This window comes from Streptomyces sp. NPDC096013 (assembly GCF_044763565.1).
Taxonomy (GTDB): Bacteria; Actinomycetota; Actinomycetes; order Streptomycetales; family Streptomycetaceae; genus Streptomyces.
Window position 1 is genome coordinate 50,696 of sequence record NZ_JBIWGK010000023.1, and the last position, 22,961, is coordinate 73,656.

Sequence of the window (22,961 nt, forward strand, 5' to 3'; positions counted from 1 at the left end):
ACCGTGGTCAGGCCTTCGTGGTCGGTGGTCGGGTCGGGGCAGGCGGGTTTTCTCAAGGTCAGCAAGTACACGCAAGTACACGTTCTGACCTGGGAGTTTGACCATGTCTCCTGGCAAGCAGGCCTCAGAGGGCGAGGCCGCCGCAGCGATGGCCGCCGGCGCCCGGCTCGAGGCGATGCGGCGCCGCGTGCGCTTCTCACGCCTGGCAGCCTGGGCCGCGATCGCAGCCGGCCCCATCGCCCTGGGCCTGGCCATCACCTCCAGCCCGGCCACCGTCGAGGCCGCCACCGCGACCACACCCACCGCCGTGCGCACCACGCCAGCCGCCGCCGATCCGAGCGGCGCTGCGCAGCTGTTCGTCGGCGCGTGGCTGCGCAGCCGCGCCGACGACGCAACCAGTGCGCAGGCCCGTCTTGCGCAGTCGCTCGCGCCGGACGTCGATCTGCCCGACCCGGTCTCCGGTGCGCAGGCGAAGCTGGACTCCGTCGTCGCGGTGCGCAGTGCGCAGCACGACGACGATGCGTGGTCGGTGACGGTGGCTGCGCAGTACGCCGACGGACGGTTGCGCTACTACACCATCCCGCTGGTGTCCGACAGCACGGACGGCACGTTCACGGTGACCGGTGCCCCCGGCGCGGTGGCCGGCCCGGGCCGGGCCGCAGTGCCGGCGTCGCCGTACCGGGTGAGCGTCTCCGGCGGCGATCTGACGTCCGCGGTCGACGAGTTCTTCGCCGCGTACCTGACCGGCGCCGGGGAGGTCGACCGCTACCTCGCGCCCGGCGTCAACCTGGCGGCCGTCTCCCCCGCCCCGTACACGGCGGCCGCAGTGCAGCAGGTGTCCGCGGTCGAACAGGCGGCGGCCGAGAAGGTGCCGGGCGACGGCACGAACGTTCACGTCCTCGCGCAGGTGGATGCCCAGGACGCGGGCGGGCGGTGGCCGCTGGCGTACGAGCTGACGCTCAGGGCCCGTTCGGGCCGGTGGGAAGTCGCCGCGCTGGAGTCCGGAACCGTACTGGACGGGGTTGCGCGGTGAACGCAGTGCACAGCCTGATGCTCGCCGGGGAGCTCAACGACCTCGGCAACAGCTGGATCAACATGTTCAAGACCTGGGCGACCAACGGGCTTCAGGCCGGCCTGGTCGTGCTCGTGCTCGTCATCATGATCCAAAAGTTCTCATTGAAGGCGGGGATCGGTGCCCTGCTGCTGATGGTGATCGCGCTGGGTCTCTACAACTCCCGCAACGACCTGGCGCACATGTTCGAGGACGAGGTGAAGCACCCGGCCAAGGGCGCACCCGCCGTCCCCGGGGTCGTCCAGTCCGATCTCCCGGCCGGCCGGGACCACTCGATCGGCGCCGGGGGCTGGCTGTGAGCGCGGCCGCTCCCGCGCGGGTGGGACGCTTCTACACCTCCGCCCGCCGTCACCCCTGGGTGCTGGGCAAGGTCGCCGACTGGCGCATCCCCCTCGGCCCGTACACGCCCGCACAGATCGGGGTCGCCGTCCTCGGCGGCTTCCTTCTCGTCAAGACCATTGCGTGGTGGTCGTGGATGGGGCCGGTCCCGATCGCGGCCTGGCTGCTGACCGTGTGGGCGGTGCGCCGGCCGAAGGTCGGGGGCCGTGCGCCGGTGCAGGCCGCGTTGGGCTGGCTCATGCTCGCCTGGCAGCCGCGCGGGGGACGGATCGGTGGGCGGGCCGCCCGCGACCGTACTCCTCATCCGCTGTCCGGCGGGTTCACCATCGAAGACGCGCCTGCACCCGCCAGGGCTCAGACGCCTCGGCGTGTAGCCCAGCCCTCTGCCGACCCGACACCTCGTCGCAGCCCGGCCACGCCGCGCCCGACTCCGCGCCGGCCTACACCGGCGGCCCCGTCGGCGCCGGTCCGACCGGTGTCGGGCGTACAGCAGTTGCTCTCCCTGGCCGCGCAGAACGGCACTGTGCGATGAGGGTGCCGATCCGTCACATCGCCGGACACCTCTTGTGGTCGACGCACGGGAGCGTGTGGGCGCTCTACCGGCTCCACCCCGGCCCGGACGCCCGCGGCCGCAGCGAGGGGACCGTCCAGGGCACCTACGTGCCCGCCGCGGTCCGCGACGAGCAGCTCGCCAAAATCACCCACCTCGTCCGCTCCCTGTCGGGTGCGCCCCGGCTGATCGGCCTGTGCGCGCAGGTCGATCCAGGAGAGATCGCCCTGCGCATGATCGAGGGCATCGAGCCGGCCGAGACCATGCCCGTCGACGGCACGCATCCGTGGGTGGAGAACGTCGAAGCCACGCTGGATCTGCTGGACGGTCAGGAGATGCACCGCCGAACCCTGTGGCTGGCGGTCCCGCTGCAGACCGAAGGCGTCGGCGGGCAGGTGTCGGCGTCGCTCGGCGCCATGTGGGCGGAAGTGGCCCCCGCGCTGGGCATGCGGGCCGCGCCCGTGGCACGGCGTGAGGTGACCGCGTATCGCGAGCAGGCCTCCCGGGTGGAGGCCGCGCTCGCCGGCGGCGTCGCTTTCCGCCCCGCCCGTCCGGCGGAGGTCGTGTGGATGGTGCAGCACGCCCTGCACCGCGGTCTGACGGAGCCGCTGCTGGCCGAAGCCGAGACCAGCGGCCTGTACGGCGGGCAGATCCGCGGGGGCGTGCTGCACTCCCCCAGTTATGCCGACCTCGGTCAGGTCCGCCTCCAGGAAGGCGGTGTCGATCCCGAACTCGACCACGTCGACGACCTCGAGAGCATCGGACAGGTCACGCGGTTGGGCAGGAAGGCCTGGTGGCGGCTGAATATGGGGTCCCCGCTGCGGCGGCGCTGGCTGCAGGTTGAGACGGACGCCGGCACCGGCTACCAGGCGCAGTTGGCACTGGCCGAGTGCCCGCCCGCCGTCGCGCAGGACGCCGCCGATCTTTTCGCCCAGCTGGAAACTCTGGATTTCCCCGTCGACTACACCATCGACCTCACCCTGGTGCCTGCGGAGAAGGCCCGGCAGCAGGTGCGGCGCAAGAAGAGCGAACTCGTCGACCAGGCCGACCAGTACGATGCCCGCCCCACCGGTATGCCCGCCTCCCTGAGCGAGGCCGCCCGCGATCTGGGCGAGCTGGATGCCCGCCTCTCCCGCACCAGCGTGGAGGTCGAGGTGCAGTCGGTGACAGTACTGACGGTGTGGGGGCCGACCGCCGCCGTCTGTGACGCCCGCGCCCGGGCCCTGGCCGCGCTGCTCGCAGGAGCCGACTACCGGGCCGTACGCCCCGCCGGCCTCCAGGAGGCCCTGTTCGCCCTGGGCCTGCCCGGCACCGTACGGCCGGGCGTGCTGCGGGAGTTCACCCAGCACCAGATCTCTGAGGACTGGGCGCTGGGCGGCGCCTTCACCGCTTTTGAGGTCGGTGACCCGGTCGGCATGTTCCTCGGCATCGACCTCGACTCGGGCACCACCCGCCCCGTCATGATCAACGTGGCGGATGCGCCGAAGCAGGACGCGTCCGCGTCGATGGGCATCGTCGGCGACCTCGGCGCGGGCAAAAGCGTCCTGCAGAAGCTGATCGCGGAGGCAGTGTGGGCGCGCGGCGGCTGCGCGATCTGCATCGACCGCACCCCGGTGCGGGAGTGGGCCACGTTCGCACGCAGCGCCGCGAAGGGGCGCGTCCAGATCGTGGATGCCGCCCGCGCCGAGGTCTCCATAGACCCGCTGCGGATGTTCTCCGGCCCCGAGGGCCGCCACTACGCACTGTCCTACCTCACGCTGCAGCTCGGCATCGGCCCGATGAGCACCAACGGGGAGGTGCTGCACCACGCCGTCGAGCAGGCCGCCGCCGGCGGCCAGCCGTCCATGCACCGCGTCCTTCAGGTCCTCGACGAGATGGCCACGAGCGAGGTGGGCAAGCGGCAGGACGCGGCCGCCACCCTCGCCGGTCTCCTGCGGGTCGTGGCCACCCACTCCCTCGCGGCGATGGTCTTCAATCCGGCGCTGCCGCCAGTGCAGCTGGACGCCTCCACAACCTCCGACATGATCGTGATCACCACCGCAGGGCTGAAGCTGCCGCCGAAGGCGGCGTTCGACAAGCCGGAAGTGCTCCTCCAGCAGCCCCTGGAGGCCCTGATCGGACGTGCGGTGCTCTACCTGATCGCCGCGATCGCCCGCCAGACCGCCTTCGAAGACCCCCAGCGGTTCACCGCCGTGGTCCTGGACGAGCTGTACTGGCTCACCTCCTCAGCCGAGGGCACCGCCCTGGTCCACGAGATCCTCCACGACGGCCGCAAACACGGCGCCGGCCTGCTCGGCGCATCCCACGACGCCGAGGAACTCGGTCCCGACCGCGGCCTGATGGCCTACCGGGCACTCGCCCGCACCGCCGACCGTGAACGCGCCCGCCGCGGACTGGAGTTCGTCGGCCTCGACGCGAACGACCCGGAACTGCTGCGGCTGGTGACCACCGGCCTGTCCCCCGTCGGCCGCAAGGGCCGGGAGGGCGAGTTCCTGCTGGCCTGCCCGCGGCAGAACACCGGCCGGGTGAAAGCCGTCATCCCCCGCATCACGCGCATCGAGTCGTCCATCACCACCACACCGGGACACCGCCCCGACACCGCCACCCACCACGCGAGTTCGGCGGACAGACCGCCCGCCGGTGAGGCCGTCGCCCGCCCGAAGGAGGCCGTTCAATGATCTCTTCCTCCTGGGACCGCTCCCGGCGCATCCGTGCGGCTGCGGCCGTCCTCACCGTCATTGCGGTGATCACGGGCGTGCTCGTCTTGGCTCTCAGGGCCGGCGTACCGGGTGGATGGTGGCCGCACACCGGACAGGCCTTCGCAGCCAGTTCACCGCCGGCGCACGATGACCGGTGCAGCTCGATCGTGGGACGGGCCAAGGCGTACTGCGAGCGCGGCACCACAGCCACCGCTTCGGCCGAGCACCGCAGCGAGGCTTCGGCAGCATGGCGACTGCTGCCGGCCGGCGCGGGCCTGACCGCACTCGCCGTGTGGTGGCGTCGCGCCGGCCGGCAGAGGCGGCGCTGACATGCGGCGTCCAGACCGCGGCACACTGCGCTCGGCCGGGTTCGTCCTGCTCCTCACCGGCGTGTTCGTGATGGTCAACACCCAGGTCGTGTACGCGGCGAGCAGCAGCGGCGAGACGGGAGATCTCCTCGCGCCGCTGAACATCCGCTCCTCCGAGGGGGTGCCGATCAACGGCTACGACCTGAATGCCGAGGGCGGCTCCCTTCTTGACTTCAAGGGCCAGGCTCTCGCGTTCGCGTTGTCGGGCCTGTTCACCGTGATCCGACTGCTGGTCGGTTTGGCCGGGTGGGCGATCGAGGTCGCCTTCCGGTTCCCGCTGCTGAAGCTCCTGATCCACCCGGCGCAGAAGGTCGCCGACGCCTACGACAACGTCGTCGTCGACACGCTCGGGCTGAAAGGACTGCTGCTGGCCTGGGCGTTCGTCTTCGCCGGTTTCATGATCGTGCGCGGGCGGGTAGGCCGCGGGCTGGGCGAGATCTTCCTGACGCTGCTGATTGCGGCGTTGGCCGCCTCGACGTTCGTGCGCCCGGACTATCTCCTTGGCCAGGACGGCCCGCTCGGGCAGGCGCAGCAGGTGGGCGCCGAGGTCGCCCAGCAGAGTGTCAACTCCTACGACTGGGGCGGGAAGATCGCCTCCACCGGCCCGTGCGCGGGACTGGCCGGCAACGCCGAACTCCGTTGCCTGCAACGGGAGGACGGGGCGCCGGTTTCCGCGGCGGAGGTGGCGCGCCCCCTGCAGGACTCGATCACCAACGCGCTGATCGTCAAGCCGTACATGCTGCTGGAGTACGGGCGCATCCTCGACCCGGGCAAGGCCGCCGACCGCAAGGCGTACGCCGTCCACCTGAAGTGGGTCAGCGGCGGATACCTGCCGAACCCGGACTGGACCCCCTCCAACGAGGCGAAGCACGCCTGCAGGCTCCTCATCGGCGATGCGAAGAGCATCTGCGAGAAGGATCACGACAAGGCATGGACCGGTTCGGACGGCGACTCGAACCTCCCGCCGCTCACCTCCGGCAGCGAACTCCTGGACACCTCCTCCCCCGCGCTCCTCACGGACGAGGACCGTTCCTTCTCCCTGTTCCTGGACGACATGAAAAAGGCGGGCCCGGTCGGCAAGGCGTGCGCCGCCTACGCCCACAAGCCCACCTGGTGGCGGGTCGGCGGCGCCGGACTGCTGCTGGTCGCCGCCCTGTTCATCTGCGGCATGCTGCTGTCCTGCGCCATCGTCCTGCTCGCCACCCAGGGCATCTGCGCCGCAGCGGCGGCCGCCGGCGGCGTCACCTTCATCGCGGGCATGCTGCCCGGGCCACCGCGCCAGAGCGTGTGGAAATGGATGTCGCTGTGGGGGATCGCGGTCTTCGCGCTCGTCGCGGTCTGCGCGTTCATCCCGGCCTTCGGCATCGCCGTCGACGCCACCATCACCAACGGCCCCGACCTCATGGTCGAGCGGATCCTGCTCATCGACGTCCTCGCGATCGCCGGCACGGCCGGGCACCGCCGCATGCTGGCCGGCATCACCTCCTTCGGCCGGCGCACGGCGATGCGGATGCGGTACGCCAAGGTCGGCGGCACGCATCTGCCCGGCGACACCTCCGAGCTCGGTGCGGCCCTCGCTATGAACTCCCCTGCTGCGATGGGCGGTTACGGCGGCGGGCTGCGCATGTTCGCCGGCGGCGGGGGCGGCCGGTTTCGGCTGCTGGGCACCCGCTACCGGCTGCTGAGCGCGCTCACCTCCCTTATCGACAGTGCCGGCATGCCGATGGACACCGGCGGAATCCTTGCCGACGCCACCGCCGAAGCCGGACGCGGACTTGCCCCGCTCACCGCCGCGGCAGCCGTCGGCGGTCTGGGCGCGCGGCTTGGGCTGAAGGGCTCCCACTGGCTGCTGATCGGCAAGCGGCCGGACTACGAGCAGTTGGCCAAGTGGCGCAAGCCCACCGCCGACGGCGACCCCGGGGGCGGGACGTGGGGCAGCGGACCAGCCGGTTCAGGCGGTTCAGGCGGGGGTCCCCGCAGACCAGGGGGGCCACCCGACCGGTACCGCAACGACCAGGGCCAAGTCATCAACCGCAATACCGGGCAGGTGCTGCACGACCAGAACACAGACCGAACTCTGCTGTCCACGCGCGCCCACAACCAGCTGGTCCGCTTCCGCGGCTACCGCATCCTCAACCGGGGCGGCAAGGCCGCGTACGGAGGGACGGTCGGGCTGCCGGCCAACGTACGCCGCGCCCGGGCGGGCGGTTCGCGCTACACGCAGGACGCGCTGCAGCAGCTACGTGTGTGGGGCAACACCACGCGCGAGGACGCCCGGGCCTGGGGCGACGCAGGCCGCGCCGCGGCCCGGGTCAGCGGCCAGACCGGTCGGCTCTTGAGCCGTCGTCCGAACACGCCAACGACTCCGGCAACGCCAACAACGGGCGGGCTGGCACGGCCGGCAACACCACCCCGGCCGACAGCACCACCACGGCCGACCGTGGCGCCCGCCCGTCCGCCACGGCCCGGCCCAGGCGCGACCGGACCGACGCCACCCCATGCAGGCGGCGGTCCCACCCCGCCGACGCCTGCTCCGGCGCCTTCACGGACAGCCCGCCTCGCCCCCGGGCCCACAGCCCGCCCGTCAGGCGGGACCGGGCCGGCTCCGACCGAAGGCAACAACGCGGGCAGCAGCGCAGGCACCGGCGCCCAGGACCAACTTCGGGAGCGGATGCGGCAGGCCGAAGCACTGCGCGCCATGCGGGAACGCTGGCAGATCGAAGACGGTGAGGATGAGTGAGCCAACGCGGACGCCGTATGAAGCGAGTGAAGCGGTGGAGCTGTGTGGTCGCACTGTTGATGTCCGCCGCCGTGTGCTGCGCCGCCCCACTGTCGAGTGCGGTCGGCGCCTACGTGGCACTGAAAACGGGAGTGAGCGACGGCGGTGGGATCGCCGGGGGCGGCAGCGCCGCGGACATCCCGGCGCGGATGCTCACCGCCTACAAGAACGCCGTCCAGCAGGTCGGCCAGTACGTGCCGACGTGCCAGGGCATGCGCTGGCAGATCCTCGCCGGGATCGCCAAGATCGAGTCCAACCACGCCGTCGGCCATGCCATGGCCGCCAACGGCGACATCATCCCCAAGATCTACGGGGTTCTCCTCAACGGTTCCGGTGCCGGCGGCAACACCACCGCCGTCGCGGACACCGACGGCGGCAAGTGGGACGGCACCGCTCAGGGAGAGCGCGCGGTCGGACCGTTTCAGTTCCTGCCCTCCACCTGGGAGTCGACCGGGAAGGACGGCAACGGCGACAAGGTCGCCGACCCGCACAACGCCGACGACGCCTCGCTCGGCGCCGCCGTCTACCTGTGCGGAGGCGGACGCGACCTCACCCAGCGCTCCCAGCTGAAGGCCGCGATCCTGCAGTACAACCACTCCAACGCGTACGTCGCCAACGTCCTGGGATGGATCGACCAGTACACGGCTGCCGCCAAAGACCCGGACCTGACGAACGTCACGGGCACGGTCCGCACCGTCATCGAGGCCGCTCTCTCCCAGCGGGGTGTCCCGTACTCCTGGGGCGGCGGCAACGCAAACGGCCCGTCGTACGGGATCTGCTGCTCCCCGAGCGGCAAGAGCGGCACGAACATCAAGGGCTTCGACTGCTCCGGGCTGACCCAGTACGCGTACGCGAAGGCCGGCATCCCTCTGCCGCGCGTCGCCGCCGCGCAGGCCAGTGCCGGACAGCGGATCCCCGCCGGCCTCGGCCCATCCGTCCTCAAGCCCGGTGATCTCGTCTTCTTCGCCACCGCACCCGGACACGACTCCACGATCTATCACATCGGGATCTACCTGGGCAGCGGACAGATGGTCAACGCCCCCCGCCCGGGCACCGCCGTGCGCCTGGACGCCGTCAGCACCATGCCCGGCTACGCGGGCGGAGCGCGACTGCTGTGAACCCCTCCGCGCGCCCGCTCCGATCACCGCTGCTCCTGTCGCTGAGCACCCTCGTGCTCGCCATCGCCGGCATCGCATTGCTGGACGTACCGCAGGGTCAGGAACCGTCGGTCCCGGCAGTGGCGCCAACCATGCACGCGGTCACGATTCCGCCGACGGCAGCCGCCACGTCCCCTACTGACAGGCCAGCCGCCAACGCGCCTGCCACGGTAGCTTCGCCGGCAGCAATACCGTCGGCCGCCGAGTCCGCGCTGCCGCCGCACGGCGAGGGCGAGGCTGGCGACGCGGCTGTCCAGAGAAACCTGGTATCAGCCTGGCCCGCCGACCTTCCGGCCGCCGACGAGCGGGAATTGGTCGCTGCCGGCCGCGCGCTGCTGCGCGCGGACGCCACCGGCATCGGCCGCACCGCGTGGCCCGACGTCTTCCCCGGCTCGGGTCAGCCGGTGGCGCCGGCGTTCTCCACCGTCCGTTTCCGCATCCAGGCCGCGATCGCCCGCCGCAACGGAAGCCCTGCCAAGGCGGTGGTCCACCTGGTGTGGGCCGGCACCGACCGCGGCGGCACCTTCACCGACCTGAACGTCACCGACTGGCACTTCACCCGCACCGTCACGAAGGGAACCACGGCGTGGACTCCGCAGCCCAGTATCTGACCAGCCGGACCGACGACATGGCCGCCGGGCAGGCCCTCGGCCTGCTCACCGGCCTTGTCGACGTCGTCGACTGGCTCTACGTCCACTGGTATCTGCTCGCCCTGGCCATCGCCGCCTGCTTTGGTGTGGGCGAGGTGGTGGTCCGCCGGCTGGCGGCGCGGGCCTCGGCCGAGCGGATGGCGCTGGAGCTTGTCTCCAACCGGCACTTCGACCCCGGTCTGGAGGAGATCTTCCGGCGCGGAGTCCAGCTCGCCCGCGCGTCCACGGCGATGCCGTGGTGGGCGCCGCGCCGGGCGAAGACGGTACAGATCCGGCTGCGCGCGGACGGCAGCAGCCCGTTACGCTACCGCGTCGAGGGCCCGGCCGGCGGCGAACGGCTGCTGTCCATCACCCCGTTCGGACCGGACATCACCGTCAACCGGGCCCGGCCGATCGTCGACAAGCCCCGGACGCATACCGTGCGGGCCGAGTTCATCCTGCGCGGCAAGGTCATCTCCCCGCTGCGCGAGGTGCCGCTCGACCCCGACCCGCTCCAGCCGCTCGTGGACGCCGTGTCCGACCTGCGGGCCGAGCTCGGCGACCTCGCCGAGATCCGCCTGGACATCCAGCGCGCTCCGAAGTGGGCGCTGCGTGCGCGCCGTCTGCAGCTGATGAGCGCCGCGCGCCGGTCCGAGCGGCGGGAGGCCCAGCGGGCCGCGCGCTGGCTGCGGCAGGACGCCGGTGGCATCGAGGACTCCTGGACCGGCCAGCTGCGTCAACTCCTCAGCGACAAACCCGGATCAGGTGCCGGGCGACGTCTGGTGATGCCTCCGGTTCCCCGCCGAGTGGAGCCGGCCGAGGCACTGGGCAAGCTCGCCGAGGACGACCACCTGGTGCGCGTGCAGCTGCTGGTGATGTGCGCCTCGAACATCGAAGGCCGCGCCCAGGCCCGCCTTGCCCAACTCCAGGCCGGCCTTGATGTGTTCGGCGGCCGCTCACGGTGGGCGATGCGCGGATGGCGGCTGGGGCCGCGGCGGATCGGCGCCGATCACTGGCCCACCCGGCGCGGCTTCGAACGCCGCTGGAATCTGGGGCACTGCCAGCCGCCCCGCGCGAACTGGGTGCGGCTGGAGGAACTCACCGGCCTGCTCAAACCCCCCACCGTCCACTGCCGTCTACCAGTGCTCGCCGGGGACCTGCCCACCTTTGAGTTCGGCGACCCAAAGTTCCTGCTGCAGGGCATCTACCGCGCCCCGGACGGACGGCAGAGGCTGGTCGCCACCTATGCCGAGGAGACTCTGTTCGAGGTGGGGGTCGGCAAGGCGGGCGGCGGCAAGACCGAGCGGGCCCTGGCGCAGGCGATCGGCTGGGCGCACGCGGGCGGCGGGCTGGTCTTCGTCGACCCGCACCGCGACTCCTGGCCACGGGCCACCACCTTCCTGGCACACGAGCACCTGGCGCCGCGGATCGCGCTGATCGACCTCAACGGTCTCGGCCCCAACCCACGGGTAAGTTCGTGGAATCCGCTCGGCATGGACCGCGGGCAGGCGGCACACGAGGTCGTCGAGGCGATCACCGATGCCTATGCCTCGGTACTGGCCTGGGACGACGCGACCGCTCCGCGCGCGCTCACCATCCTCACCGCAGCGCTCACGGTCCTGGTCACGGTGAACGAGTCGGCCTGCCAGGCGAGTCGGCCCAAGGACCAGGCCACGATCTTCCATGTGCGGTCCCTGCTCACCGACGCGGGCTTCCGTTCGGCAGCGCTCGCCGCGGTGGCAGGCCGGCTGGATGAGGAGGCCCGCTCCTGGTGGAAGACGGTGTTCCCGACGCTGACGCCGGACGCGTTCGCCGTGGTCCTCAACCCGATCGCCCGTCTCGCAGCCAATCCCGTCGCCCGCGCCTTCCTCGGCCAGCCGGTCGGCGTCTACAACATCCGCGCAGCGATGGACTCCAGGATGATCGTGTGGGTGTGCCCGGGCGGCAACGGACCCACCGACCGCCTCCTTACCGCACTCCTCGCCCGCGACCTGCTGCGCGCCGCACGCTCCCGGCGCGACACCCCCGAACACCAACGGGTGCCGTTCCGCCCCTACTTCGACGAGCTGATCACCCTGACCGGCGCATCCCCGGAAACCATCGCGGCGATGTTCGAGGACCTCCGCAAATACCGCTGCCACGTCCACGGCATGACCCAACTGCTGTCCCGCCTCCCCACCCCCGTCCGGCTGTCCCTGGTACAGAACGCGTCCACTCTGGCCACCACCGCCGGGTCAACATCCGCGATCGCACCGATCACCGCCGAATGGGGCGACAACCCGAGCCCCGACCGGGTCGCCACCATGGAACGCTTCGAGCACTTCGTCTCCCTGAACGCGCACGGCCACCGCGTCGGCCCCGTCCAGTTGCGCGGACCGCGTCTCGACGACGTCTTCGCCGCCCAGGCCCGCCCGAAGAACGTCCCCGCACTGGAGCGGGCCGCGCAGGCGAACGCCGGGACGCTCCCGCTGGACCAGCTCACCAGCCGCGCCGCCGGGCAGCTCAGCCACGTCACCGCCTTCCTCACCGCGCACTCCCCTGCCGGCGCCGCTGCTGTCCACCTGACGAAGGACAACGAATGGACCTGACCACCGCCCAGTCCGCAGACCGTGCGACGGCAAGCTTCACACCCAGGTAGGAGCCGTGGCCCTCGCCTTGCGATGCACCGCACAGGCCGCCGACCGGGCTGACACCTTCCGGTTGGTGACCTTCGCGCTCATTCCGGGCTCACACTCGCCGCCTCGCCGCTATCGGCTAGGCGTTTAATCGGATGTACGTGCGGCGCGGAGTTGTTAGGTTCGCCGTGTGCCGAAGCTGAATCAGATCATCGCAGTCGAAAAGGGTGTCAAGTCCAAGGCTCTCCAAGAGCTCACCCAAGCTCACCAGGACGTGCAGAAGCCTGCCCTGCTGGCAGGCATTTCCCGGACCTACCAGCCCAAGGACGAAGAGGGCGAGCAGTTGCCGCCCGAGTCCACGCGGGTGCAGATCAAGGCCGAGGATGCTCTGCGGGCGACCGCTGGGACCCTGACGCGGCTCTTCGACGTGACCGCGACGAAGGACTGGGCGAACCGGTCCGCGGTCGCGGACGTGGTGGTCGACGGTACGGTGCTGTTGCCTCAAGTGCCTGTCCCGTACCTGTTGTTCCTGGAGAAGCAACTCACCGACCTGCACACCTTCGTGCGCAAGCTGCCGGTCCTTGATGCCTCCGAGTCGTGGAATCTGGACCCCTCGACCGACTCGTGGAAGACGGACCCGGTGCGGACCATCCGAACGAAGAAGGTTCCGCGTAACCATGTGAAGGCCGAGGCTACGGAGAAGCATCCGGCGCAGGTTGAGGTGTACTACGAGGACGTCGCGGTCGGTTACTGGACTACGGTGAAGTTCTCCGGCGCGCTGCCCGCCCGGCGGGTCAACGAGCTCCTCGACCGCGTCGAGAAGCTCCAGCAGTCCGTCAAGTTCGCCCGCGAAGAGGCGAACAACACCGAGGTGACCGACCAGCGGGTCGGTGACGCGGTATTCGGCTACCTCTTCGGGTAGCCCCACATACGCCCTCCGTCGCGAGCGGAGGGTGCGCGAAGAGCGCAAGCTGAAACTGATGTTGAAGCTGATGAAGGGGTGTCAGTTGGGGGTTCGAATCCCTCTCCCCGCACCACGTGCGGGGGTGGCCCAAGTCTGGCAGAGGCGGCCCCATGAAACTCAGATTCTCGCTCCAGTCTCAGTATTCGCCGCCGAACACCGGATCGACCGAGCGTGGGCGAACATCGACGGATGGGGGTTCAAGTCCCCTCGGCGCCTCTCTCGTGGCGCTGTAGTTCAAAGGCAGAACACGTCGATCTCAACATGACCCGCGGTTCTTAAACGCCGCCGGTGTGCGCAAATGGGTGGCAAGCTGGAGCCCGGGAGCTGGACATGCTCCCGGGCTCCGTCACGTTCCGGCTGCGGCTTGTGCTGTGACCAGGAGGGGTCACCAGGTCGAGTGTCCTAGCAGTGGCGGGTAGGAGTAACTCAGAACTCATACGGGACAGCCTTCAGGCGCCGTCCCGGGCCCGGATCGCCTCCTCGACCGTCGGGTACGAGGCACGTGCCTCGATGAGACATGAGCATCGGCCCTGTTGCCCGGGGCCGGGCAGACGATGGCCACGACCAGGCGGGTGTCGGCGTCAATGATGACTGCACGTTCGCCGAGAACCGGTAGGTGCGGCTGACGGCGCCAACCCCCGCCTCCCGGGCTGCTCGTATGGCGGGCGTGGGGCCGGGAGAGAGTCACCGAGCCCGGCAACTCTCTCCCGAAGTACTGAGTGTGATGGCCCGGTGCGCGAGATGGGTGAGGTCGATGACCCGGGGGTCACGGTGCCAGGGTGCCATGGCGCGGACGACGCCGGCGAGGTAGTCGGTGGCGCGGGTGGACCGTACGTGGCTGAGGATGATGACGGCGCGCTGGCCGTGGACGAGGGCTTGGTCGAGGTCGCGGTTTTGGAGGTGTGTGGTGGCCAGAACGGTCATGCGCAAGCCGACGGAGCGGGTGAAGTCGCTCTCGCGCATGGAGCCCGCGCGGTTGTTCCAGCGCAGGGCGGCGGCGGGCAGGCCCAGGTCGCGGTGGATCTCTACGGCGTCGGCTGCCATGCGTGCCGGGGTGTAGTAGCGAATCCATGAGGGTTCGTCGCCGGGTTCGCGCTCGGCGCGTTCGAGGAGTTTCTCGGAGGAGGAAAGCGCGGAGGCGGCTGATCGGGCGTCGCCGAGGCGGGCGTGTGCGCGGGCCTCGATGAGGCGGGCAAAGGCGAGGACACGGGGGGCTGCTTGACGGCGGGCGCGGTCGTAGGCGCCCTGGGCCATGTCGACGGCCTCGTCGGGGTAGCCGCGCAGGCTGCTCTGGAGTGCCATGTTGGTGAGGATGTGGCAGCCGATGTCCAGGCGTCCGCTGGCCCGGGCCATGCGCAGGGCCTGGATGAAGTGCCGTTGGGCGAGGGCGTGGTGGCCCATGTCGAGTGCGCTCCATCCGGCGACGCGCGCCAGTTCAGCGGTGCCCGCGAACAGTTCTCGCCCCACGGCGTCGGTGTAGTCGCCGTGCAGGAGCGGGATGGCGTGCTCGTTCAGGAACGCGGTCACCGTGGATGCCTTCCCGGTTCCGCCGCCGTACTTGGAGTCCGAGCGCTGCGCGTCGGCGGCAGCCGCCCAGAGACCGTCCAGGTCCCGGCGGCCGACATGACATCTGCCGTGGTGGGCGGCGCCCGCGTCTTCGGGCACGGCGAGCCACCGGGTGACGGGCGTGCTGTAGGCGCCGACGGCGAAGGGCGCGGTGAGGAAGGTTCGGCGGTGCACGGTGCTCCAGAATCGGGTCGCGGTGTGGATGGCCTCGTGGGCGTCACGGTGGAAATCCAAGCCGACGTGGTCGGCGCTCTCGCGTATCTGGGGCATGCCTATTTCTGCCGGGTCGACCGGCCGGCCTAAGCCTTCTGCCAGCGCTTGGGCGATGAGTGCGGGGACCGGCGGGCGGGGAATCATGCCGCGGCGGGTCCAGTTCACGACGCTCGTATGGGTGTAGGAGAAGGTGATCCCGAGCCGCTCGGCGAGGACGTTGACGCGCCGGGCCAGCGCGTGGTGGCTCATCCCGGACGCCTCGATCAGCTGGGCCAGCGGTTTGTTCGCGGTCGCGGGCGGGTGGTCGCTGAGCTTCATGACGGTGGCCTCCTGGGAACCGGGTGCCGCCGGGTGGGCCGGGCGGCGGGGCCAGTTAGGTTTTCGAGCGTAGGAGCCTGCGACCTGCGGCCGGGGCTGTTTCCCCGTTGTGAGCCCCCTTCGTGAGCCTGTGCCGGGGCGCGGGACGGCCTTTCATGCGGTCATCGCACTTTCTTTCGGAGCGGGGCCGGATGGCCTCGAGGGCTCAGGCCGACAGGCCGTTCCTCGCGGTCAGGTGATTCCGGCGCCGCTTCGCCCGCCGTGCCACCCCATGGAAGGGGACATGCTCATGAATGTGCTTGTGACCGGGGGTGCCGGTTTCATCGGCTCCCACTTCGTCAAGTCGCTGCTGCTGGACGACGACATCGACCATGTCACCGTGCTGGACGCCCTCACCTACGCCGGCCACGTCGAGAACCTCGGAGAGGCGTTCCTCGACCCGCGGATGACGTTCGTCCACGGCAGCATCCTCGACGCCGCGCTCGTCGACCAGCTCATGGCCGGGCACAGCCGCGTCGTGCACTTCGCGGCCGAGTCCCACGTCGACCGCTCCCTGCTGGATGGCCAGCCGTTCGTCGCAACGAACGTGGCGGGCACCCAGGTTCTGGTGGACGCCGCAGTCCGGCACCAGGTCGAACGGTTCGTACACGTCTCCACCGACGAGGTATACGGACCGCTCCTCGAAGGAGTGGCCACGGAGGACTCTCCGCTGCTGCCCACCGTTCCCTACGCCGCCTCCAAGGCCGCCAGCGACCTGATCGCCCTGAGCGCCTTCCGCACCTACGGGCTCGGCGTGTGCGTGACCCGCTCCTCGAACAACTTCGGGCCTGCCCAGTACCCGGAGAAGATCATCCCGCTGTTCGTCACCCGCCTGCTGCGCGGCGAGCCCGTCACCGTGCACGGGCAGGGCGAGCATGTCCGCAACTGGCTGCACGTCGCGGACAACTGCCGGGGCATCAGCGCGGTCATGCACGACGGAGTCCCGGGCGAGATCTACAACATCGCCGGCGGGAGCGACCTGACCAACGCCCAGCTGACCGAGATGCTGCTGGAGGTGTGCGGCGCCGGGCCGGAACTGGTGACCTACGTCCCCGACCGGCGGGCCAACGACCTGCGCTACGCCATGGACTGGACGAAGATCGCCACCCGGCTGGGCTACCGGCCCGAGAGGGACCTGCGGGAGGAACTGGCCGCCACCGCCGCGTGGTACCGCCGCAACCCGGAGCGCTGGGCGCCCCTGCTCCAGAGCCCGCACGCGTTGCCCGTCCCGGCAGGAGTGTGACGCCATGACAGACGCCACCAGCGCGCGTCCCTGGCGGATCCTCGTCACCGGTGTCGGCGGAGCCCCAGGCCTCGACGTCGCGCGCCGTCTGATGGCCCTGGGCTGTGAGGTCGTTGCCGCCGACAGTGACCCGCACGCGATCGGCCTGCGCCTGTCCGATGTCACGGCGCGGGTCACGATGCCCGCCTACCGGGCTGACTACGCCGCGAGCATGCTCCGCCTGTGCACCGAACTGCGGCCCGACGCCGTGGTCTCGGCCGTCGAGCAGGAACTGCCTCACCTGTTCGGCCTGTGCCGTGCGCTGGCCGACCTCGGCGTGGCCCTGTGGCTGCCCGGACTGCCCGCGATCACGGCCTGCACCGACAAGGCCCGCTTCGCCGAGGTGCTGGCCGATCACGGCATCCCTGCCCCCTGTACGGTCCTGCCCGACCAGCTCGGCCAGGCTCCCGACGGGCCGCTCATCGTCAAACCCCGCCGCGGGCAGGGCGCCAAGGACGTCATCTGCTGCGACACCCGCGCGCAGGCGGCCGTCCTGTGCGAGCTGGTGGCCGACCCGATCGTCCAGGAATGGGTGAGTGGGCGGGAGTTCACCGCGGACTGTCTCGTCGACCGCGTCGGCCAGGCCAGCGTGATCCTGCGTTTCCGGCTCGTCGTCAAGGGTGGGCTGGCCATGGTCAGCCAGACGTTTGACGACGCCGAGGTGGAGCGTCAGGTGCGGGCGGTCTTGGCGGCCACCGGCCTCGTGGGTGCCTGCTGTGTCCAGGGCTTCCTGTGCGAGGGGGGCCCGCACCGCGTCGTGATCACCGAGGCCAACCTCAGGTTCGCCGGCGGTTTTCCCGCTGCCGAAGCCGCGGGCGCCGACCTCGTCGGCCAGTACCTCAACGGCCTGTTCGGCCACCGTATCGACCACGACCGGCTCCGCTACCGGCCTGCGGTCCGCCTCACCAAGTCCTACGAGACACTCGCCGTCACCGAAGGGATCACCCCGTGATGACCGCCGCCCCCATAACGACGTCCGTCACCGGTGCGGGCGCCGGCGCCCGCCCCTTCCTGTTCGGGCCCGAGGATTACGCGCTCCTCACCGCCCTGCACAGCGGCCACTACAACCACTCCGAGGTCTGCGACCGGTTCGAGGAGCGGGTCGCAGACGTCCTCGGTGTCGCGGACACCGTCGCGGTGTCCTCGGGGACCGCGGCCCTCACCGTCGCGCTGCTGGCCGCCGGGATCGGGCGCGGTGACGAGGTCATCGTGCCGTCCTTCACGTTCTGCGCCACCGTCCAGGCCGTCCTCGCCGTCGGCGCGATCCCCCGCTTCGCCGACATCGACCCGACCACCCTGTGCACGGGGGCCGCAGAGGTCGCCGAGGCCCTCACGGCGGCGACCCGGGCCGTGATGCCGGTCCTGTACGCGGGCCGGGCCGTCGACCTGGGCGCGGTCCGTCCCGAACTCGACCGGCGCGGCATTCCCGTCATCGAGGACGCCGCGCACGCCTTCGGCTCCTCCCACGACGACGCCCGCCCGGTGGGGGCCACCGGTGACTTCACCTGCTTCTCCTTCGGCCCGATCAAGAATCTGACCTGCGGCCAGGGCGGCATGATCGTCCCTCGGAGTCCCGAAGAGGCCGCCGCGCGCAGGGCACTGCGCAGCCTCGGCATCACGGACACGGTCACCAGCCGCGCCGACATGACCAGCTACCCGGTCAGCGGCTTCGGACTGCGCGTGCAGATGCCATCCCTCAACGCCGCGATCGGCCTCGCCCAGCTCGACCACTTCGCCGAGATCCAGCAGCGCCGCCGCTACCTGTGGCGGTCCTACGCCGCCGCGCTGGAGGAGATCGAGGGAGTCGTCCTGCTCGACGTCGACATCGAGCGCACGGTGCCCCACCTGTGCGTGGTCCGTGTCCCCGACCACCGGGAGGAGGTCTTCGCCGCCCTGCGCCGACTCGGCATCGGCGTCGGCACTCACTACCCGGCCAACCACCGCCAACCCGCCTTCACGGCCTGGCACCGGCCCCTGCCGGTGACCGAGCGGATCGGCCGCGAGGTCATGACCCTGCCCTTCCACCTGTACCTGGACGACAGCGACATCGCCCAGGTCGCGGACGCACTGCGCCACGCCCTCGCCCAGGTCCGACGGTGACCGCGGCCGTGCCCCGGCGCGTGCTCGTCGTGTGCTTGGGCAACATCTGCCGCTCCCCGCTCGGCGGCGCCGTTCTTGCCCGATGGGGCGGAACATCCGTCGAGGTGCGCACGGCCGGCCTGCGGGACAAATGGACCGGCCACGGCGCGCATCCGATGATGACCACCGCAGCCGCCGCCCGCGGCTACGACCTGAGCGCGCACCGCGGCCGCCGGGTCGACCGCGATCTGATCGGATGGGCCGACACCGTGCTCGCCATGGACCGCGCCGTCCTTGCCGCGCTCCAGGACCTGGCCGCCCCGCCGGACCTGCCGAAGCTGCGTCTGTACCTGGACGGGCAGGACGTTCCCGACCCCTACGGCGGCGACGCTGACGCCTTCGCCGAGGTCGTCGCACTCGTCGAGGCCGGCGCCGCCCGCCACGTGTAGCCCCAGCGTGGGGTCAGCCGGACGCAGCGGAGAGGATCACGTCCACCAGCCTCTCGGCCGCGTCCGGCCGGCCGTGTGCGCGGGCCCGCTCCGCCATCGCCGCCCTCAGTCCCGGATCGGCCAGCAGCGGCTCCAGGGCACCGGTGAGGGTCTGCCCGGTGACTCCGTCGGTCAGCGCAACGGCGGCTCCCGCCTCCTGGAGGTAGCGGGCGTTGTGCAGTTGCTCATTGCCCGCCGAGGTGGCCAGCGGGATGAACACGGCGGCCTTGCCCAGCGCGGTCAGTTCGGCGAGTGTGCCCGCCCCGCTGCGGGAGATCACCACGTCCGCGAGCGCGAGGACGTCGGGCAGCTCCGCCCCGACGAAACCGGTCAGGTGGTAGCGGGCAGCGGCCTCGGCAGGTAGCGCCGCCGTGCGCCCGCGCAGGCTCTCGACGTGGTCGGGTCCGCACTGGTGGACGACGTTGGCGTACGTGAGCAGCCACGGCAGGACTTCGGCCACGACGTCGTTGATCTGCTGGGAGCCCTGGGCGCCGCCGGTGACGTACACGGTGGGCCTCCGGCTGTCGAAGCCCCGCAGGCCCAGCGCCTCGACAGCCTTCGCACCGTGGCCCGACAGCACCTGGGGCCGTACCGGATTACCGGTGACGACCGCGATGGCCCGGGCAGCGGCGGGCAGCAGTTCCAGCGTCGACTCCGAGGACACAGCGATCCGCGTCGCCGAGCTGGCGAGTTTGCGGTTGGCCAGGCCCAGTCGCACCGTCTGCTCGTGCAGCACCAGCGGTCTGCGGCACATGCGGGCCGCGAGCCCGGCCGGGACCGCCACGTACCCGCCGGTGGCAAGGACGACGTCCGGCCGGAAGTCCGCGATGCTCCTGCGGGCCTGTGCCACACCCAGCGGCACCCTCGCCATGTCCGTCACGTTCGCTGCGGACAGCATCTTCAACGGATTCGCCGACCGCCGGATCTTGCCCGTGGCGACCGACGTGAACGGGATCCCCTCAGCGGGCGCGATCCTCGCCTCAAGGCCGTGCTCCGTGCCGATCCACAAGGTGTCCAGTGTCCGGCCGGACACCGCCAGCCGTTCCTGGAGCGTCCGCACTGCCGTCAGCGCAGGGTAGGTGTGCCCCCCGGTCCCGCCGCCCGTCACCACTAACCGGAAGACACCAACCGACGCGGTGTCATGAGCACTGTTCACCAAGCAAATCCCATCTGACCCGGACATCGAAATCGCTCGTACCGTAGCGGAAACCCGCCGGCGACTGGCTGGCGGCTCGCGCACCGCGACGTGGTCGCTCATCGGCCGTGTTCCCTTGCGGATCTGGCGGCTGAGACGCCGGTAGACGCCTCTCTGGGGAGTCACGCTTCAGCTTGTGCTTTAGCCTCCAGCGCGCTGATGGTCTCGGTCGTGCACTCCTGCGTTCCGTATGCCCGTGGGGCATCGGCAAGTGGTCGAAACGCACGGCCGAGTCTCGGTTCAGAACATCACGAACAAGGCTGCGATCTTCATAGTCGCCGCGGTGGAGCTGTGCGATCCGGATCAGCGCCGCCTACGCACTGGCCACCGCCACTGACCTCGACCGCGCAGTCCGTGCCGCCTTTCGCACCCGACTCGACGACGAACAGAGCCCGATCGTCCGCGCCGCCCTGGTTCTCGCCACCGCCGAAGTCAGCCAGACCCACCCCCACCCGCCGACCACGGTGTGGATGCGAGAGTGCTGGCGGGACGGAACACAACCATCCGAGGCCCAGCTGGCCACCGCGATCGGCTGGCTCTGCCTCACCGACGAACCCGCCCCTGACGACCTGCGCGCAGCCGTCGACGACCTCGCCGCCGGCGAGCGTGCCCACGCCATGGACGACCTGCCCTGGATGGCCGCCGCAGGCGGGTCCGGCGAAACGGGACTGCGGCGATGCGTCCGCGAGATACTCCACCCCGAACAGCCTGATCCGACAGAGCACAACGACCCCTGGGCCCCGCAATCCTGACGGCGGAGGCATGTTCAGCAAACCCGATGATCACTCTTCCTCACCACGCACTCCCCTGCCGGCACCGCCGTCCTCCTGTCGAAGAACAACGAATGGACCTGACCACCACCCGCAGACCGTACGAGGGCGGGCTTCACACCCAGCTCCGTTCCGCGGCTCTGCATGGCCATCGTCGACCGACTCACCTTCGACGGCACCATCATCGAGAGCGGCACCGATCCTGCCGCCTCGCCCAGACCAGGGCCAGGCACCAGTAGACGAAGAAGTAGCCCCGGGGCCAGCTGGCCGGTGGAATCTAATCTCTGCTGCCTTGGGCCTGGCGGTCCAGGAACTCAATCAGCCGTGTTTCCGAACGTGCAAGCGTCTCCCGTTGTTCGCGGGGAAGCGAAGCGAGGGCGTCGACCAGGACCCGCTTTCTCGGGACGTGCACGATGTTGCCGGAGTAGATCCGGCAACGGGAACACCAGGCGAGTCCGACGCACCGTTCGCACATGGACGACTCGGGCGGATGAAATCGGTACTGGTACGAGCGGACGGGCGTTCCGCAGGCGGCACAGATCCGACGGTCCCCGTCGGAGACCGTGTCCCAGGTCCCGACCTTGTGCCAATGCTGCCGCCCAGCCGGTGCTCTTCAAGTCGTCATGCCCAGCATTCTCTCCCACAGCGAGTTGTCCGGCACAGCCGTCCCGGACAACCTGGGGCCTGAGCAGACCGGAGGCCGGAGCCACTTCGAGCCGGAACAATCGCCCGAACCATCCCCGAAGTGGGGCCAGTTCGGGTCGGAAAAGTGGGGCCAGTTCAGACCGTTAATGCCACTCCTACCGACTCGCCACCACCCGAGCCCGCCAGGGCGCCGTCAGCTGACCAAATCCCCCTTGCTGTTGAACACCAAGTGTCACCAGGACTAGCGTTCTCACACCTGCCAACTTCGGCACTCTCAGGGAAGTCCACATGCCTCGCCGGACACCGGGCGAGATCAGGTCCCAGCTGCCGCTACGTGACACCAGGCACTTCAGGCGGACCGTCATCAGAGGACTGTCTGCTTCAACGAACCGCCAAATCGCCCAGTTCGAGCGGGACCGACGCTTGCCCAGGGGTGACGTTGCGCTTGCCTTCCGCCGCTGGGCCCAACGAGCCGGTCGCCCCCGCAACGCGGAAGAGTGGCGATACGGGTACTCCGACGTCCCCACAGGGCACATCCGCACATTACTCGAAGTCGCCGCTTGCAACCTCCGTCCCCGCGCTCGAAGAGAGCTGCAAGCCGCGTTGGCACCGCTCGACGCACGCGTCCTGAGGCGCACTGTCAACGATCCATTCGCCATGCAACATCTGCCCTGGTGGCAACGGCGCATCGAGATTTGACTGAGGCTGCCCGATCGATGAGTCAGCGCTCACGGCCGGCTCGGCGGCGCTGAAGCTGCTCTTCGCGAGCTTCGAGGAGCGCCGCCAGGCTGGGGTACAGCGGCGGCCAAGTACCGTGTGGTTCGAGGGTGTTGTGGGGTAGAGCGTGCAACGCGATCGCCAGCTGAACCGCCAGATGGTGTTGTCCGACCACCGCGAGCCAGCCAGCGCACCAGGGCAGCGGTTGGGGGCCGTCCGGCCGGTCGAGCGGGCAGTCGACGACGGGGGCCGTGAAGGACGCCAGCTCGCGTGGTCGGCCGTCGGCGCGGGCCAGCATCTGCATGTCGTGTTCGGTTGTGGCGGTGAGGTCGCTGTCCGTACGCCACAGGCACTGGGCGCACGGACGGTCCCGGTAGTCATAGGTGGCGCCGGCCGTAAGAGTCAGAACGGTGACGTGGACGGCATCGTCGGTAGTCGATCCGCTGTCCTGGTCCACGTTCGTCTCCTCATGGGCTC

18 protein-coding genes and 2 pseudogenes are annotated in these 22,961 nt (G+C 70.4%); 16 read left to right on the top strand and 4 right to left on the bottom strand.

From position 1 onward, the window contains the following. The first annotated feature begins 103 nt into the window (after nt 1-103). The 10 genes from ACIRB1_RS42830 (at nt 104) to ACIRB1_RS42875 (ending at nt 13,130) form a co-directional block, all read left to right on the top strand. The gene (locus tag ACIRB1_RS42830; protein WP_403469398.1) at nt 104-1,033 is read left to right on the top strand and encodes a conjugal transfer protein; all 930 of its coding nucleotides are present in this window, start codon (nt 104-106) and stop codon (nt 1,031-1,033) included. Further along, nucleotides 1,030-1,371, top strand: coding sequence for a hypothetical protein (locus tag ACIRB1_RS42835; protein ID WP_403469399.1), 342 nt, complete (start codon nt 1,030-1,032; stop codon nt 1,369-1,371). Before ACIRB1_RS42830 ends, ACIRB1_RS42835 begins: the two co-directional genes overlap by 4 nt. After that, a complete protein-coding gene (locus ACIRB1_RS42840; protein ID WP_403469400.1) occupies nt 1,368-1,943 on the top strand; it encodes a hypothetical protein in 576 nt (191 codons plus the stop codon). The genes ACIRB1_RS42835 and ACIRB1_RS42840 overlap by 4 nt, the downstream gene beginning before the upstream one ends. Continuing rightward, on the top strand, nt 1,940-4,639 hold the full coding sequence (locus ACIRB1_RS42845) for an ATP-binding protein (protein WP_403469401.1): 2,700 nt from the start codon (nt 1,940-1,942) through the stop codon (nt 4,637-4,639). The genes ACIRB1_RS42840 and ACIRB1_RS42845 overlap by 4 nt, the downstream gene beginning before the upstream one ends. Further along, nucleotides 4,636-4,989 carry a hypothetical protein gene (locus tag ACIRB1_RS42850; protein WP_403469402.1) on the top strand — a complete coding sequence of 118 codons (354 nt, stop codon included), beginning with the start codon at nt 4,636-4,638 and terminating at the stop codon, nt 4,987-4,989. Before ACIRB1_RS42845 ends, ACIRB1_RS42850 begins: the two co-directional genes overlap by 4 nt. 1 nt (nt 4,990) lies before the next feature. Beyond that, on the top strand, nt 4,991-7,768 hold the full coding sequence (locus ACIRB1_RS42855) for a hypothetical protein (protein WP_403469403.1): 2,778 nt from the start codon (nt 4,991-4,993) through the stop codon (nt 7,766-7,768). Nucleotides 7,769-7,785: 17 nt separating this feature from the next. Beyond that, on the top strand, nt 7,786-8,925 hold the full coding sequence (locus ACIRB1_RS42860; protein ID WP_403469404.1) for a C40 family peptidase: 1,140 nt from the start codon (nt 7,786-7,788) through the stop codon (nt 8,923-8,925). Between the two features lie 53 nt (nt 8,926-8,978). Continuing rightward, nucleotides 8,979-9,575 (top strand): hypothetical protein, encoded by a 597-nt coding sequence (locus ACIRB1_RS42865; protein WP_403469405.1) that lies wholly within the window; start codon nt 8,979-8,981, stop codon nt 9,573-9,575. Further along, on the top strand, nt 9,551-12,181 hold the full coding sequence (locus ACIRB1_RS42870) for an ATP/GTP-binding protein (protein WP_403469406.1): 2,631 nt from the start codon (nt 9,551-9,553) through the stop codon (nt 12,179-12,181). Before ACIRB1_RS42865 ends, ACIRB1_RS42870 begins: the two co-directional genes overlap by 25 nt. A 217-nt stretch (nt 12,182-12,398) precedes the next feature. Beyond that, entirely contained in the window at nt 12,399-13,130 is a 732-nt protein-coding gene (locus ACIRB1_RS42875) for a hypothetical protein (RefSeq protein WP_403469407.1), read from the top strand. A gap of 559 nt (nt 13,131-13,689) precedes the next feature. Here ACIRB1_RS42875 and ACIRB1_RS42880 read toward each other — a convergent pair. After that, nucleotides 13,690-13,820: pseudogene (locus ACIRB1_RS42880) on the bottom strand (IS5/IS1182 family transposase); the annotation flags it as partial. Nucleotides 13,821-13,856: 36 nt separating this feature from the next. Beyond that, entirely contained in the window at nt 13,857-15,269 is a 1,413-nt protein-coding gene (locus tag ACIRB1_RS42885) for a sporulation protein (RefSeq protein WP_403469408.1), read from the bottom strand. Nucleotides 15,270-15,558: 289 nt separating this feature from the next. Between ACIRB1_RS42885 and ACIRB1_RS42890 the strand changes: the two genes are divergently transcribed. From ACIRB1_RS42890 to ACIRB1_RS42905, 4 genes are read left to right on the top strand one after another with little or no spacing between them, the layout of a single operon-like run. Then, nucleotides 15,559-16,551 carry a dTDP-glucose 4,6-dehydratase gene (locus ACIRB1_RS42890; protein WP_403469409.1) on the top strand — a complete coding sequence of 331 codons (993 nt, stop codon included), beginning with the start codon at nt 15,559-15,561 and terminating at the stop codon, nt 16,549-16,551. Nucleotides 16,552-16,555: 4 nt separating this feature from the next. After that, a complete protein-coding gene (locus ACIRB1_RS42895) occupies nt 16,556-17,542 on the top strand; it encodes an ATP-grasp domain-containing protein (RefSeq protein ID WP_403469410.1) in 987 nt (328 codons plus the stop codon). Then, the gene (locus ACIRB1_RS42900; RefSeq protein ID WP_403469411.1) at nt 17,542-18,690 is read left to right on the top strand and encodes a DegT/DnrJ/EryC1/StrS family aminotransferase; all 1,149 of its coding nucleotides are present in this window, start codon (nt 17,542-17,544) and stop codon (nt 18,688-18,690) included. The genes ACIRB1_RS42895 and ACIRB1_RS42900 overlap by 1 nt, the downstream gene beginning before the upstream one ends. Then, the gene (locus ACIRB1_RS42905) at nt 18,687-19,118 is read left to right on the top strand and encodes a low molecular weight protein-tyrosine-phosphatase (RefSeq protein WP_403469412.1); all 432 of its coding nucleotides are present in this window, start codon (nt 18,687-18,689) and stop codon (nt 19,116-19,118) included. Before ACIRB1_RS42900 ends, ACIRB1_RS42905 begins: the two co-directional genes overlap by 4 nt. 13 nt (nt 19,119-19,131) lie before the next feature. Here the strand turns inward: ACIRB1_RS42905 and ACIRB1_RS42910 are convergent, their stop codons facing one another. Continuing rightward, nucleotides 19,132-20,340 carry a UDP-N-acetylglucosamine--N-acetylmuramyl-(pentapeptide) pyrophosphoryl-undecaprenol N-acetylglucosamine transferase gene (locus ACIRB1_RS42910; RefSeq protein ID WP_403469413.1) on the bottom strand — a complete coding sequence of 403 codons (1,209 nt, stop codon included), beginning with the start codon at nt 20,338-20,340 and terminating at the stop codon, nt 19,132-19,134. 482 nt (nt 20,341-20,822) lie between these two features. Between ACIRB1_RS42910 and ACIRB1_RS42915 the strand changes: the two genes are divergently transcribed. Both ACIRB1_RS42915 and ACIRB1_RS42920 read left to right on the top strand, forming a co-directional pair. Continuing rightward, nucleotides 20,823-21,104, top strand: coding sequence for a hypothetical protein (locus ACIRB1_RS42915; protein WP_403469414.1), 282 nt, complete (start codon nt 20,823-20,825; stop codon nt 21,102-21,104). Nucleotides 21,105-21,254: 150 nt separating this feature from the next. After that, nucleotides 21,255-21,361 (top strand): annotated as a pseudogene (locus ACIRB1_RS42920) (AAA family ATPase); the annotation flags it as partial. Between the two features lie 1,127 nt (nt 21,362-22,488). On the opposite strand, the gene ACIRB1_RS42925 reads toward ACIRB1_RS42920, so the two are convergent. Continuing rightward, the gene (locus ACIRB1_RS42925; protein WP_403469415.1) at nt 22,489-22,941 is read right to left on the bottom strand and encodes a DUF6283 family protein; all 453 of its coding nucleotides are present in this window, start codon (nt 22,939-22,941) and stop codon (nt 22,489-22,491) included. Nucleotides 22,942-22,961: the final 20 nt, after the last annotated feature.